This is a genomic window from Pseudomonas avellanae BPIC 631 (assembly GCF_000444135.1).
In the GTDB taxonomy this organism is placed as follows: domain Bacteria; phylum Pseudomonadota; class Gammaproteobacteria; order Pseudomonadales; family Pseudomonadaceae; genus Aquipseudomonas; species Aquipseudomonas avellanae.
The window spans coordinates 1-13076 of sequence record NZ_ATDK01000243.1 but is presented as its reverse complement, the minus strand read 5'-3'; the positions used below and the strand labels follow the sequence as shown (position 1 = coordinate 13076).

The following is a 13076-nucleotide window of genomic DNA, read 5'->3' as shown; positions in this document are numbered from 1 at the left end:
TTAATCGGGGCATTGCAGGCTCGTATTGGTGTTGTGTGAGAACTCCAACAATACGGGCCTGTTCTCATAGGGATCAATGGGTTACGTGGAAACGGGAACAGACCCTAGAGCGCTCCCCCACTTCACCCAAACCAAAATGCTCGATCACCCACCGTGAACGTCAATCGCTCTACTCTGTGATTTACCGTGTATTGAAATGTCACAATAGCGTCGGGGTGGTACTTTGGATCAAGCATGTAGGTATCATTGCCTCTTGGGGAGCCAGAATAAGTTGAGATAGGTTCCCCTCCCATTGCAAGCCATACCTGCCGTCTGCCCATATCTATCGTAAACGGCCAGGGCAGCTCGCCCTTGTACGTTTCAAAAGGACTTGGCTCAGGCTCATGGAGAATGAAGCTGATCTCCTCGAACCGCATGGTTCGTGGGTCAAAATGAAGCTCGATAGCGTTCTCAGGCTCCATCTGCAGTCCGTCGTCGTCTATGAAAAGACACGCAAGCGGCAAGTCGGGAATGACTGCTTCTAATACCAACTCTGAATGCTGCCGACCTAGATTTTTAATCCAACGCTCAATTGTTACTGCGTCCATACCCTCTCCCCTAGACATCTATTTGGTCATTTCGATACCCGTACTGCGGCACCTCATCGGCACAAGTCGCTCGGCAGATATTGGAGCACAAATTCAATGCTGTCCGAAGCTTGGGATGTGATGGATCAAGTGAAAAAGGCCGGCGCTGGTGCTGATGCGCGGGTACGTTTACAGATGATCAGAGATAGATTCTCTCTACCTCATCCAGGCTGATTTCGTCCCGACGCCGGTCATACAGCTGGGTAGTCCGCGTCGAGGCATGGTTAGCCATCGCTGCCGCATTTTCCAGGGTACCGCCGTTTTTTAAATAAGCTGTAATTCCGGTTGCACGAAACGTGTGGTTGCCGATCTGCGTCTTGATCCCTGCTGCCAGGGCCCTGCGGCGCACCATGGCATGCGCATTGGCCTGCGGCAGCCGCGTGGCGCTCAGTTGTCTGGTGCCGCGCCCAATCGTACGAAACAGGGGGCCCTTCAGATCGGTATCTATACCTGTTTCCGACAGGTAGGCATGCAGGTACGCCTCCAGGGAGTGATGGCAAGGCATGGCATGCTGCTTGCCGCCTTTCTCTTTCAGCAACACCCACAGCCGTCGATTCTGGGTGTACACATCCTCGACCCTCATCGCCAGTGCCGCGCCGATCCGGGCGAACGAAAACACCATCAGTGCGATCAGCGCCCGATCACGCAAGCCCGCCGGTGTGCTGACGTCGATGCTGTCCAGCAGCTGCCGCGCCTCGCTCGGATCGAGCACCGGCGTTTTGCCGGTGCGGCTGGTGTGACTGGGCCCACGCACAGACGCCGCCGGGTTGTGCGGCACTACCTGGCCCACGACCAGCCAGTCGAACAGATGCCGGATCGCCGCCAGGCGCTGCTTCACCGAGGGTGCTGCCAATGTTTGCTGCTGCTCGATCCAGGTGGCCACATGCAGCGGAGCCACATCAGCCAGACTGGGTACGCCCACACTCTCGCACCAGGTCAAAAACGCCTGGGTTGCTCTGGCATAAGCTCGGCGTGTATTCGGATTGCGGATATTGGCGGTAAAGAACTCCAAAAAGCGGATACCTGCCCTGTCACCGGCCTGAGAAACTAAGGCGGGAAGAGAAGCATGCGAACCTGACGCCAAAACAGGAGCGTTCATGCACCTCCATCCTCCTTGTCCAACTGCGTTTTGAGTTTCAAAGCTTTGTCTACTAAGGCGTCTACCTCGGCTTGGGTAAAAGCCTCTACCTCGATATCCCCAACCTTCAACCGTACTTTGCGGCCCGCTCGCCCTTTGAGCCATGCCCCGACAGCGACCCCAACAATAGGCCCTGCGATGGTCGCAGCTTCAATAACGTATTGCCCTATCGCATAGCCCTCTACACCGGGTGCGTCATACATCATTCGACGCTCGGAGTGCAAAATCCCTGCCTCAAGAAGAGCAGTCCTGACGCTGGCCAAGTCTTGCTGATATCCAGGATCACGTACATTTGATTCGGTCGGAGCTGCGGTCAGCTTCAGCTTCATTGGTTCGCGGTCGGTCATCGGTAAAATTCCTCCTATATGTGTGATAAAGGACATTATCCCATATAAGAAAGCGGATATGGCCAACGGCTATCCCTCACCGAGGAAGTCAGACGAAAAGCCATCGAGCCGTTATCATGCAGCCGATCTTCGCTCGGCCCGTCGGTGGGTCGGGTTTCTCATTGTTGACCGCGCCATTCAGCGGCGCGGGATGTAGGAGCAGTGCATGACGCATCAAAAGAGCGAACAGGCCGCCAGTCTTCTCGCCGAGCAGGCACTTAATCAGGCCCGCGCGCGTTTGGCGCCCATCGAAAACGGTGCCGAGCCAGAATCCGAGCCGCTAAAAAAGAAGCCTGGCCGTAAAGCGGCGGTGACTGCCACCAGCATTACCCTGCAAGACCTGGAAAAGACCCTGTGGGCCACCGCCGATAAGATGCGGGCCAACATGGATCCAGCCGAGTACAAGCACATCGTGCTCGGCTTGATCTTCCTAAAGTACATCTCCGACAGCTTTGCCGGCCGCCGCGCCGAGCTGGAACGTCGTTTTGCCGATGCCAGCGATGACTACTACCTGGGCGGTGACGACCCAACGTATCTGGCGGCAGAACTCGAAGAGCGTGACTACTACAAAGAAGTGAATGTGTTCTGGGTACCGGGAGTTGCGCGTTGGGAATCTATCCGTGCCAACGCCAAGCAAGTCGATATCGGCAAGCGCATTGATGACGCCCTGGCCGATATCGAAGCGGAAAACCCGCAGTTAAAAAATATCCTCGACAAGCGCTATGCCCGCGCCCAACTGCCGGACGGTAAGCTCGGCGAGCTGGTCGATATGATCTCCATAATCGGTTTTAGCAGCGACGCCAATAAAGCCCGTGACCTGCTTGGCCAGGTTTATGAATACTTCCTCGGCCAGTTCGCCAGCGCCGAAGGTAAGCGCGGCGGACAGTTCTACACCCCAGCCAGCATCGTCAAAACCCTGGTCGCGGTGCTCAACCCACATCATGGCAAGGTCTACGACCCCTGCTGCGGCTCGGGTGGCATGTTTGTCCAGTCGGAAAAATTCATCGAGGCCCACGGCGGCAAGCTCGGCGATGTGTCGATCTACGGCCAAGAGTCCAACCCGACCACCTGGCGTTTGGCGGCGATGAACCTAGCCATCCGTGGTATCGACTTCAACCTCGGCCGTGAGCCGGCCGACACCTTTATTTACAACCAACATTCAGACCTGCGCGCCGACTTCGTTTTGGCCAACCCGCCTTTCAACGTCAGCGACTGGTGGCACGGCAGCCTCGAAGGCGATCCGCGCTGGGTCTATGGTACGCCGCCGCAAGGCAATGCCAACTACGCCTGGCTGCAGCACATGCTGTTTCACCTCAAGTCCAGCGGACGCGCCGGCATCGTTTTGGCCAATGGTTCAATGAGCTCCACCCAAAACACTGAAGACGATATTCGTCGCGCCATGGTCGAGGCCGATGTGGTGGAAGTGATGGTCGCGCTGCCCGGCCAGTTATTCTTCAACACCCAGATCCCGGCCTGCCTGTGGTTTTTGGCCAAGCAGAAAGTCACCCGTCCCGGTGAAGTGCTGTTTATCGACGCCCGTAAGCTGGGTAGCAACGTCAGCCGGGTGCAGATCGAACTGCTCGACAGCGACATCGAGCGCATCGCGCAGACCGTGGCCAATTGGCGCGGGGTGCCGCTTGATGTGGGTGGAGAGATTGCTGAGTATGTCGATGTAGCCGGTTTCTGCCGCAGCGTGACTCTGGCGGAAATCGCCAAGCACGGCCATGTGCTGACCCCGGGCCGCTATGTCGGTGCCGAGGCGGTCGAAGACGACGATGAGGCCTTTGCCGAGAAGATGCAGAACCTCACCGCTTTGTTGGGCGAGCAGATGGCCAAAGGCGCAGAACTTGACCAATTGATCCGTCAGAAGTTGGGGGGATTAGGTTATGACTTCTGAGCCCCCTGGATCTAATAGGTTTACCATCGGAGCTTTATTACGTTCAGGTATAATAATTGCCCACAAAGACGGAAATTATGGTTCGCTTTATCCACGAGTCAGTGATTTTGGGCTTATAGGCGTTCCCTTTATAACAGCTAAATCCTTGACTGATGGACGGATTGATATAGCAGGTGCCCCTCGGCTTGCATTTGATAAAGCTAAAAAACTTACATATGGTTTTGTCAGGCCTGGAGATGTATTACTTTCTCATAATGCCACCATCGGAAGGGTAGCGGTGATGCCAGATTTCGATGGCGAAATTCTTGTAGGCACTTCGCTAACCTATTATAGGGTAGATCAAACTAAGCTAATTCCTCTTTATCTTGCGGCTTTCTTTTCTAGCGTGGATTTTCAAAACCAGTTGAAAGCAGTAATGGGCTTGTCGACTAGGAACCAAGTACCAATAACAGCTCAGCGAAAATTAAATGTCGTCGTTCCTCCGATTGAAAACCAACGATACATTGCGGATACCCTCGGTACATTAGATGATCGTATCTCAATGCTGCGCGAAATCAACACCACCCTAGAAGCCATCGCTCAGGCACTGTTCAAATCCTGGTTTGTCGATTTCGACCCTGTGCGGGCCAAGGCCGAAGGGCTTGAGCCGGAAGGCATGGATGCGGCGACTGCGGCGCTGTTTCCCGACAGCTTTGAGGAGTTGGAGCTTGGGTTGGTACCGAGTGGGTGGAGGTGTGGAGTGCTCGGAGACGTTGCTTATACCACACGTAAGCAGATTCAACCTAGCGCAATGAAGGCTGAGACTTTATACGTCGGCCTGGAGCATATCCCTAGACAATCACTAGGACTAGATAGCTGGGCATCCACAGATGGCTTGGAAAGCGCGAAATCCTGTTTTGAAAAAGGCGATATTTTATTCGGAAAGCTGCGCCCTTACTTCCATAAGATTGTGATAGCACCGTTTGCCGGGGTCTGTTCAACAGACATATTAGTCTGCAACGCCAAGGTGGCGGACTACTACGGATTTGTGGCTATGCAGCTGTTCAGTACTGAACTGGTTGCGTATGCAGATAGGCTATCCAATGGTGCAAAGATGCCCCGTGTAAATTGGAAAGATTTATCCGATTACGCACTAGTAATACCACCTGTTGAAGTGGCTGCAGAATATTCTGATGTAGTGCATCCTCTGTTTGAACAGATAACTGCCAACGTACACGAAGCCAAAACCCTGGGCCAGCTCCGTGACACCCTGCTCCCGCGCTTGATCTCCGGCCAGCTGCGCCTGCCGGAAGCTGAGGCGCAGCTCGAGGCGGTATGTGCATGAGCCAATCGATAACTCCGGCGCTCCCCGAGGGCTACGCAAACTGGCTGGCACAACTCAAAGGCGATATCGCCCAGGCCCGGCAGCGCGCCGCCTTGGCGGTCAATGCCGAGTTGGTGCAGCTGTATCACCGCCTCGGCGGCGAGATTCAACAGCGCCAGGAGGTCCATGGCTGGGGTGCAAAGGTCATCGAGCGCTTGGCCCGCGACCTCAAGGGTGCTTTTCCGGATATGAGGGGCTGGTCAGCCAGCAACCTCAAATACATGCGCTTTTTTGCTCAGCATTGCCCGGATCGCCAATTTGGTCAGCAGGCTGCTGACCAATTGCCCTGGTTCCATGTGGTGACCTTGCTGACCAAGTTGAACAGTCCTGCCGAGCGCGAATGGTATGCGCAGCAAACCGTCCTGCATGGTTGGTCACGCAGCACGTTGGAACTGAATATCAAGAGCCGCCTGCAGCAACGCCAAGGTTCGGCGGTCACCAACTTTGTCACCCGCCTGCCCGCCGCTGACTCGGCCTTGGCCCAGGAAACCCTGAAAGATCCCTACGTTTTCGATTTTCTGGGCCTGGGCCATGATGCCCAGGAACGCGAAATCGAAGCCGGACTGATCCGTCACATTACCCGTTTCTTGCTGGAGCTGGGGGCCGGTTTTGCATTCGTCGGCCGCCAGTTTCGCCTGGAAGTCGGGGGTGATGAATTCTTCATCGATCTGCTGTTCTATCACACTCGACTCAAGTGCTACGTGGTGGTGGAGCTTAAGGCCACAGCCTTTAAACCCGAGCACGCTGGCCAGCTGAATTTCTATCTAGCGGCAGTGGATGCGCAGATCAAGGCTGAGGATGACAAGCCTACTATCGGGCTGCTGCTGTGCAAGCAGCAGAACCGCCTGGTGGCTGAGTACGCGTTATCGGGTATCGACAAACCCATCGGCGTCGCCGAATACCAACTCTTACGCGATTTGCCCGAAACCTTGGGCCGCAACCTGCCGAGCATTGCTGAGATCGAGGCGGAGCTGGCTGGGGAACTGGACACAGGAAGTGAACTGGAATGACCGAAGACCAATTGGAACAGGAAACCCTCGGCTGGCTGGCGGAAGTGGGTTACAGCCATGTATACGGACCGACTATCGCGTATGACGGCGAGAACCCGGAGCGTGACAACTACCGTCAGGTGATCCTGGTCGAACGCTTGCGCACCGCTATGGCCAGGCACAACCCCAAGGTTCCGCTGGCAGCGCGTGAAGATGCCCTCAAGCAGGTGCTGGAGCTGGGCCTGCCGGTACAGCTGTCGGCCAACCGCCTGTTCCATCGTCTGTTGGTCAGCGGCGTTCCTGTGCAGTATCAGAAAGACGGCGAGACCCGTGGAGACTTCGTGCGCCTGATCGACTGGGCTGAGGTGAAAGCCAACGATTGGCTGGCCATCAATCAGTTCAGTATCCAGGGGCCAAAACATACCCGGCGTCCGGACATCATCCTGTTCGTCAACGGCCTTCCCCTGGCGCTACTGGAGCTGAAAAACCCGGCGGATGTAAAAGCCGATCTGGGCAAAGCCTTCGACCAGATCCAAACCTATAAGGAACAGATCCCAGATCTGTTCCAGTACAACGAAATTCTGGTGATTTCTGACGGCAGCGAAGCGCGCATGGGCTCGCTGTCGGCAGATGCTGAGCGCTTCATGAACTGGCGCACCATCGACGGCAAGGATCTCGACCCGCTAGGTCAGTTCAACGAACTGGAGACCTTGGTGCGTGGTGCCCTAGCGCCGTCGATGCTGCTCGATTACCTGCGCTACTTCGTGCTGTTTGAGGATGACGGCCGACTGGTGAAGAAGATTGCCGGCTATCACCAGTTCCACGCCGTACGCGCTGCCATTGGGCAAGTGGTCAGTGCCTCGCGTCCCGGTGGTACCCATAAAGGCGGGGTGGTCTGGCATACCCAGGGTTCGGGCAAAAGCATCACCATGACTTGCTTCGCTGCACGCGTGATGCAGGACGCGGCAATGGAGAACCCGACTATCGTGGTGATCACCGACCGCAATGACCTAGATGGCCAGTTGTTCGGGGTGTTCTCGCTGTCCCAGGATCTGTTGCGTGAACAGCCCGTCCAGGTGGAATCACGCGGTGACTTACGCAGCAAACTGGCCAACCGCCCGAGTGGCGGCATTGTCTTTGCCACGATCCAGAAGTTCATGCCGGGTGCGGATGAGGACACTTTTCCGATCTTGTCCGCCCGCTCTAACATCGTGGTCATTGCTGATGAAGCGCATCGGACCCAATACGGCTTTGGTGCTGAGTTAAAAGTCTCAGAAGCGACGCCCGATACCGCGAGCCAGACCCGGTACCAAGTCGGGTATGCCCAGCACCTGCGCGATGCATTACCAAATGCGACCTTTGTGGCTTTCACCGGCACACCCGTCTCCGGTGAAGACCGCGATACTCGTTCGGTTTTCGGTGAGTACATCCACGTCTACGACATGCAGCAGGCCACCGAAGATGGTGCGACTGTCGCCATCTATTACGAATCGCGACTGGCTAAGTTGTCCCTGAAAGACAGCGAGCTGCCGGCGATTGACGAACAGGTCGATGAACTAGCCGAAGATGAAGAGGACGACCAGCAGTCACGGTTAAAAAGCCGCTGGGCTGCTCTGGAAAAAGTCGTCGGAGCCGAGCCTCGCATTCACAGTGTCGCAGCCGACCTGGTCAAGCATTCTGAGGAACGTAATCAAGATCTGGTGAGCATGGGCAAGATGCCTGGCAAGGCCATGGTGGTGGCCATGAGTCGTGAGATCTGTGTGCACCTGTACAACGAGATCGTCGCTCTGCGCCCGGAGTGGCACGACGAAGATCCAGAGAAAGGCGCAATAAAAGTCATCATGACCGGCAGCGCCTCGGACAAAGCCTTGTTACGTCCACACATCTACTCAGGGCAGATCAAGAAGCGCTTGGAAAAACGCTTCAAGGATCCGCTTGATCCACTCAAGCTGGTAATCGTCCGTGACATGTGGCTGACCGGCTTCGATGCTCCCTGCGTTCATACGCTGTACGTCGACAAGCCCATGAAGGGCCATAACCTGATGCAAGCCATTGCCCGAGTCAACCGCGTGTTCAAGGACAAGCAGGGCGGCCTGGTGGTGGATTACATCGGCATCGCCAATGAGCTAAAAGCCGCACTCAAGGAGTACACCGGCAGCAAGGGGAAAGGCCGACCGACCGTGGATGCTCATGAAGCGTATTCGGTACTGGAGGAGAAGCTCGATGTTCTGCGCAGTCTGCTGCATGGCTTCGATTGCAGCAACTTCCTCACCGGAGGGCATAAGCTGCTGGCCGGTGCTGCCAACCATGTGTTGGGCCTGAAGGATGGCAAGAAGCGCTTTGCCGATACCGCGCTGGCCATGGGCAAGGCCTTCACCCTGTGCTCCACTCTGGATGAAGCCAAGGCCGTACGCGAGGAAGTGGCTTTCTTTCAGGCGATCAAGGTGATCTTGATCAAGCGTGAGGTCAGCCAACAGAAAAAGACCGATGAAGAGCGCGAGTTGGCCATCCGCCAGATCATCGGCAATGCCGTGGTCTCTGGCGAGGTGGTGGACATTTTCCAAGCCGTAGGCCTGGATAAACCCAATATCGGACTGCTCGACGATGCGTTTCTCGCCGAGGTGCGCAACCTGCCCGAAAAGAACCTGGCAGTCGAACTGCTGGAGCGCTTGCTGGAAGGCGAGATCAAGAGCCGTTACAGCACCAACCTGGCCCAGGAGAAGAAGTTCTCCGAGTTGCTGGCCAATGTGATCAAGCGCTACCAAAACCGCTCAATTGAAACTGCCCAGGTCATCGAAGAACTGATCGAGATGGCCAAGAAATTCGCTGCGGCCGGCAAACGTGGTGATGAACTGGGGCTCAACGATGACGAACTGGCGTTTTATGATGCCTTGGCTGAGAACGAGTCTTCAGTTCGGGAGTTGGGCGACGAGATCCTGGCCAAAATTGCCCACGAACTGACCGCCAGCCTGCGGGCCAACGTCAGTGTTGACTGGAGCAGCCGCGAAAGCGTGAGGGCCAAATTGCGCATCCTGGTGCGACGCATCTTGCGCAAATACAAGTACCCGCCGGATCACGCCGAGGAAGCGGCCCAGCTCATCCTCAATCAGGCGGAAAGTCTTTGTGAAGCATGGTTGTAGTCACGCGCGCAGGCTGAAATGTCTGTGTACGCTGACTACAATCGGCGACCGATTTATGCGACAGGTCATCGCCAGCAAATCCGGGGGGGGGGAGGACTGCGGCTGTCGCATAAATTAGGAGTAAAGCGACGACTTTGGTTTGGAGCGACAGGCAGAAAACAGCCAGGATCAGTCACTCAGTGTCTACAAAACCCGATGAGATTGTTATCGCTGATGCAGAATTGACCTATCTGCCGACATGGCGTTGCCCCATAAGTATTTAGCCGAAAGTCAGACCTACTAAAGCTTTACGAAATAGAAGCTTGGGTCAGCGAAATTTCGGTAGCATGGTCAATTCTGCATCAGCGGCAACAGATGTGTACTTCAACTAGTCGTTTACGGCGAGCCACCGCCTAAGTGAGTAGGGGGTTGATATCATCCAGCAAGATGGGCGTGGCAATCACGCCAGACTCTAGCTGATGCGGGTAATAGGGGTTCTCGTGGGAATTCTTATAAGCAAGCCAGCACAGGTTTTCTTGGTGATTGGCAAGCAGGGTGTGAACCTCCGTCTCGGACAGGTGGGGGGTTTTGAGAAGAATGTCGAATTCCGCGTCCACACCGTGAGCTTTAAGCCAGTAGCCGTCAGTAACCTTTTCCTGGAACTGAATAGACGTAGGTTCCTTCGGAGAAAGGTGTTTTAAAATTTCCGCGCCGTCAACATTTCCCAGATAGTAGTCAACCCTGAGGGTAGCGGACTCTGGACTCGACTTCATATGATTCTGCCAAGCAGCGACCATTTCATCCCTGCTGCTTCCAGAATCTCTCATGGTGTGAACCCACTTTGCCTCTGTGGAGTCGAGACTAAATTCCCCACACAGTTGAATCGATCGTTTACGTAGCATCTATAGCTCCTTGCTTATCGTGAAGCCGTCAGTTTAGGCCAAATTAAGCGTGGCCCGGCTAAGCGTACGATTTTTTTCGAATTCTGCGTGCTCCCCTTCATGGAAAATGCTACCGCGCCTGCGGCTTGGTGGCTGCTGCCGTCCAGCGCGACAAGTCACCCTGTTCATCGCTAAAAATACCATGCATACCGTGCATACCGTGCATATTGTTCATACGAAATATATTGTATATGCGGTATGCGTGGTATATTCTAAAAATATGTATATACGATATGCACTCTGCATATCGCCTTGTATTGTGAGGTGCAAAAATGGTTGAAGCGCAGACGCTTGATGAACAATGGATCTTGGTATTAGGTGGCGAGAAGGGCGGACCAGGGAAAAGCTGCCTAGCCCAAAATCTTTCTGTAGCCATAAAGCTACTGGGGGGAGACGTGCTTCTGGTGGATGCAGACCCCCAAGCGACTTCCTATGAATGGGCAAACATCCGTGATCGAAATGGCGCTTTGGTTTCTATTCCCCATGAGAAAGCCCACGGAGACATCAGCACTACGCTTAAGGATCGGGCCAAGCGCTATTCGCACATTATCGTAGATTGCGGCGGTGCGGACTCTGAGGCATTACGCTCCGCCATGACTGTAGCATCTCACCTGCTTATCCCGCTCCGACCTAAGCGGCGTGATCTGGCCACGCTTGAAAAGCTGGAAATACTGACCCGTCTTGCGAAATCGTCCAATCCCAAGATCAAGATCAAAGCTGTGATAACACAATGCCCATCGCTGCCTAGCCAAGCTATTCGGATACTTGATGCAAAGGATGCATGTATGTCGTTTGGCATCGAGCCGTTAAACGCAATCACAATGTCTCGAAATGCTTACGACGACGCCGAGGAAGATGGATCTTCCGTGATCGAAAGCAATACTGATCTTAAGGCCAAAGAAGAAATCGAGAAAATCGCAGACGAGCTATTTGGTGAACACAAATGGGCCTGAAGTCGATGAAGCGCCCTGACAATGAACAGCCTTCCCAGGAGGAGCTAGACAGGCGTGCACGCGAATTCATAAGAAGTTCGCCGGTAACCACCCAATCAGGGGCCGATGCGGGGCCGCAAAAATCCGGAAAGTTAAGCGCACGCAAACCTACAGCCAAGCGCTTCATCTTCTCTCTCAACGAGGATACAAGTCAGCAAATTGATTCTGTTGCACTGTACCCACGCACCTTCAAAGCCAGTCGCTCAGACGTAGTGAAGGCAGGTCTTCTCGCGTTGCTATCAATGCCTGACGATGAGGTCATTGCGCTACTGGCTCAGGTAACCGGAACAGGTAATACCAATAAAGACGGATAGCTCACACCTACCTATTAAGGTATGCTATGTATATATGATGCATACAGTATTGCATGTGCATATGATGCATACAGTATATTTGCTTTACACACAGTATATCGCTGCCTATGCATAGGCTCACGGTGGCTGCCATCAGTGTTCGCTATTGCTGGGGTTTGGGGAGCAACAGAACAGAAAGTGCACTTAAAGGGGTTGTAAGCCGGAATCGGGGTCCGGGGAGCAATGGAACAGCGAACCGACTTAAGGATAGTGGCTAGTGGCCTTCTTTCTCGATGAGCCGAACCTAAGCGTCTGTCCGAAAGAGGATCATTCAACGGACGCTGAGTAGTTAATCGCTAATTCTCGTAAATAGGCTCCATTAGCCATCTCATTTAGCTAGTACTAAATCTTTTGCAGTGAAGGGAGGTCTTACGTTACAGTTTTTGCCATGACGCAACCCTGATTGGCTATGCCCGCTGCTCGACCGACAAACAAGACCTCGCTGTTTAGCCGGAAACGCTCCCCTTAAGTCGGTTCGCTGTTCCATTGCTCCCCGGACCCCGATATCGCGTGCGCCAGAGCATGAGTCGCCGAGGTAATTTTGCTACGACAACTCGCCGATGGAGCGTGTATTCCGCAGCTTGAAAACCGAGTGGATACCCGCCGTGGGCTACATGACGGCCCAAGAGGCACAGCGGGATATCAGTCATTATCTGATGCATCGCTACAACTGGGTTCGGCCACACCAGTTCAATGATGGACTGGCACCCGCTCAGTACGAGAAAAACCTTAACGTCGTGTCCGGGATCAGTTGACCACTACAAGAAGTTGCTCAAGCCCAACTGAAACAGGCTCTGAGAATGTATTTCTACAGCCTATGGCGAATGGAGACCCACACCATGGCGATGAAGTTTGGCCGCGCCCACTGCGAAGAACTCAAAAAATTGTTGTCGCCCTACCAAGCACGCGATCTTTATACCAACGAAGACGGCGAGCACTATGCACAAGAGTTGACCTTTCTCTGCGAGGATCAGCGCTGCCGCGCACTACTCACCCCCGTCGGTATATACATGGCGCGCAAATCAAAACGGGCGCTGCACTTTCGCACTAAAGATACACATGCATCAGATTGTGATTTTCTACAGCCTGGCGCATCCAGTGCCCCGAGCCGCTCGCCAGCGGGGCAAGAGGACGACTTCAAACCCAGCGACTTCCCAACTGAGCTAGATTTATTGTTGCCGCTGACCGAAAACTGACCCAGTAGAGGCTGTTCTGCCGACTGAAAACTGACCCAGGTGTTCAACTGCTTCTGCTCACTTTTTGAGCAGGAGA

General features: G+C 54.5%; 11 protein-coding genes and 1 pseudogene. 8 read left to right on the top strand and 4 right to left on the bottom strand.

Features of this window, described 5'->3' with window-relative positions; all coding sequences use genetic code 11:
* Positions 1-122: 122 nt before the first annotated feature.
* The 3 genes from DW49_RS0113340 to DW49_RS1000000129070 form a co-directional block, all read right to left on the bottom strand.
* Positions 123-587, bottom strand: a complete 465-nt coding sequence (locus tag DW49_RS0113340) for a hypothetical protein (RefSeq protein ID WP_029774665.1) — start codon at positions 585-587, stop codon at positions 123-125.
* 178 nt (positions 588-765) lie between these two features.
* On the bottom strand, positions 766-1725 hold the full coding sequence (locus DW49_RS0113335; protein WP_024421284.1) for a tyrosine-type recombinase/integrase: 960 nt from the start codon (positions 1723-1725) through the stop codon (positions 766-768).
* Positions 1722-2111: a hypothetical protein gene (locus tag DW49_RS1000000129070; protein WP_024421283.1), complete on the bottom strand. Its 390-nt coding sequence runs from the start codon at positions 2109-2111 to the stop codon at positions 1722-1724. The genes DW49_RS0113335 and DW49_RS1000000129070 overlap by 4 nt, the downstream gene beginning before the upstream one ends.
* 205 nt (positions 2112-2316) lie before the next feature.
* On the opposite strand from DW49_RS1000000129070, the gene DW49_RS0113325 reads away from it, so the two are divergent.
* From DW49_RS0113325 to DW49_RS0113310, 4 genes are read left to right on the top strand one after another with little or no spacing between them, the layout of a single operon-like run.
* A complete protein-coding gene (locus DW49_RS0113325; protein WP_005615143.1) occupies positions 2317-4047 on the top strand; it encodes a class I SAM-dependent DNA methyltransferase in 1731 nt (576 codons plus the stop codon).
* The gene (locus DW49_RS0113320; protein WP_005615145.1) at positions 4037-5371 is read left to right on the top strand and encodes a restriction endonuclease subunit S; all 1335 of its coding nucleotides are present in this window, start codon (positions 4037-4039) and stop codon (positions 5369-5371) included. The genes DW49_RS0113325 and DW49_RS0113320 overlap by 11 nt, the downstream gene beginning before the upstream one ends.
* Positions 5368-6420, top strand: coding sequence for a PDDEXK nuclease domain-containing protein (locus DW49_RS0113315; RefSeq protein WP_005615146.1), 1053 nt, complete (start codon positions 5368-5370; stop codon positions 6418-6420). Before DW49_RS0113320 ends, DW49_RS0113315 begins: the two co-directional genes overlap by 4 nt.
* Positions 6417-9539: a type I restriction endonuclease subunit R gene (locus DW49_RS0113310; RefSeq protein WP_005769819.1), complete on the top strand. Its 3123-nt coding sequence runs from the start codon at positions 6417-6419 to the stop codon at positions 9537-9539. Before DW49_RS0113315 ends, DW49_RS0113310 begins: the two co-directional genes overlap by 4 nt.
* A 392-nt stretch (positions 9540-9931) precedes the next feature.
* Here DW49_RS0113310 and DW49_RS0113305 read toward each other — a convergent pair whose 3' ends face one another.
* On the bottom strand, positions 9932-10420 hold the full coding sequence (locus tag DW49_RS0113305; RefSeq protein ID WP_024421281.1) for a hypothetical protein: 489 nt from the start codon (positions 10418-10420) through the stop codon (positions 9932-9934).
* A gap of 311 nt (positions 10421-10731) precedes the next feature.
* On the opposite strand from DW49_RS0113305, the gene DW49_RS0113300 reads away from it, so the two are divergent.
* The 4 genes and pseudogenes from DW49_RS0113300 to DW49_RS01000000128350 all read left to right on the top strand — a co-directional run bounded on the left by DW49_RS0113300 (position 10732) and on the right by DW49_RS01000000128350 (position 13000).
* On the top strand, positions 10732-11412 hold the full coding sequence (locus DW49_RS0113300) for a nucleotide-binding protein (protein ID WP_005730279.1): 681 nt from the start codon (positions 10732-10734) through the stop codon (positions 11410-11412).
* Positions 11403-11765 carry a hypothetical protein gene (locus DW49_RS0113295; RefSeq protein ID WP_005730278.1) on the top strand — a complete coding sequence of 121 codons (363 nt, stop codon included), beginning with the start codon at positions 11403-11405 and terminating at the stop codon, positions 11763-11765. The genes DW49_RS0113300 and DW49_RS0113295 overlap by 10 nt, the downstream gene beginning before the upstream one ends.
* A gap of 540 nt (positions 11766-12305) precedes the next feature.
* Positions 12306-12559: pseudogene (locus DW49_RS01000000128355) on the top strand (integrase core domain-containing protein); the annotation flags it as partial.
* Positions 12560-12643: 84 nt separating this feature from the next.
* Positions 12644-13000 carry a hypothetical protein gene (locus DW49_RS01000000128350; RefSeq protein WP_229687578.1) on the top strand — a complete coding sequence of 119 codons (357 nt, stop codon included), beginning with the start codon at positions 12644-12646 and terminating at the stop codon, positions 12998-13000.
* Positions 13001-13076 lie beyond the last annotated feature (76 nt).

Coding starts and splice junctions, on each gene's coding strand:
- DW49_RS0113340 (WP_029774665.1), bottom strand. CDS start 587: ATGGACGCAGTAACAATTGAGCGTTGGATTAAAAATCTAGGTCGGCAG.
- DW49_RS0113335 (WP_024421284.1), bottom strand. CDS start 1,725: ATGAACGCTCCTGTTTTGGCGTCAGGTTCGCATGCTTCTCTTCCCGCC.
- DW49_RS1000000129070 (WP_024421283.1), bottom strand. CDS start 2,111: ATGACCGACCGCGAACCAATGAAGCTGAAGCTGACCGCAGCTCCGACC.
- DW49_RS0113325 (WP_005615143.1), top strand. CDS start 2,317: ATGACGCATCAAAAGAGCGAACAGGCCGCCAGTCTTCTCGCCGAGCAG.
- DW49_RS0113320 (WP_005615145.1), top strand. CDS start 4,037: ATGACTTCTGAGCCCCCTGGATCTAATAGGTTTACCATCGGAGCTTTA.
- DW49_RS0113315 (WP_005615146.1), top strand. CDS start 5,368: ATGAGCCAATCGATAACTCCGGCGCTCCCCGAGGGCTACGCAAACTGG.
- DW49_RS0113310 (WP_005769819.1), top strand. CDS start 6,417: ATGACCGAAGACCAATTGGAACAGGAAACCCTCGGCTGGCTGGCGGAA.
- DW49_RS0113305 (WP_024421281.1), bottom strand. CDS start 10,420: ATGCTACGTAAACGATCGATTCAACTGTGTGGGGAATTTAGTCTCGAC.
- DW49_RS0113300 (WP_005730279.1), top strand. CDS start 10,732: ATGGTTGAAGCGCAGACGCTTGATGAACAATGGATCTTGGTATTAGGT.
- DW49_RS0113295 (WP_005730278.1), top strand. CDS start 11,403: ATGGGCCTGAAGTCGATGAAGCGCCCTGACAATGAACAGCCTTCCCAG.
- DW49_RS01000000128350 (WP_229687578.1), top strand. CDS start 12,644: ATGGCGATGAAGTTTGGCCGCGCCCACTGCGAAGAACTCAAAAAATTG.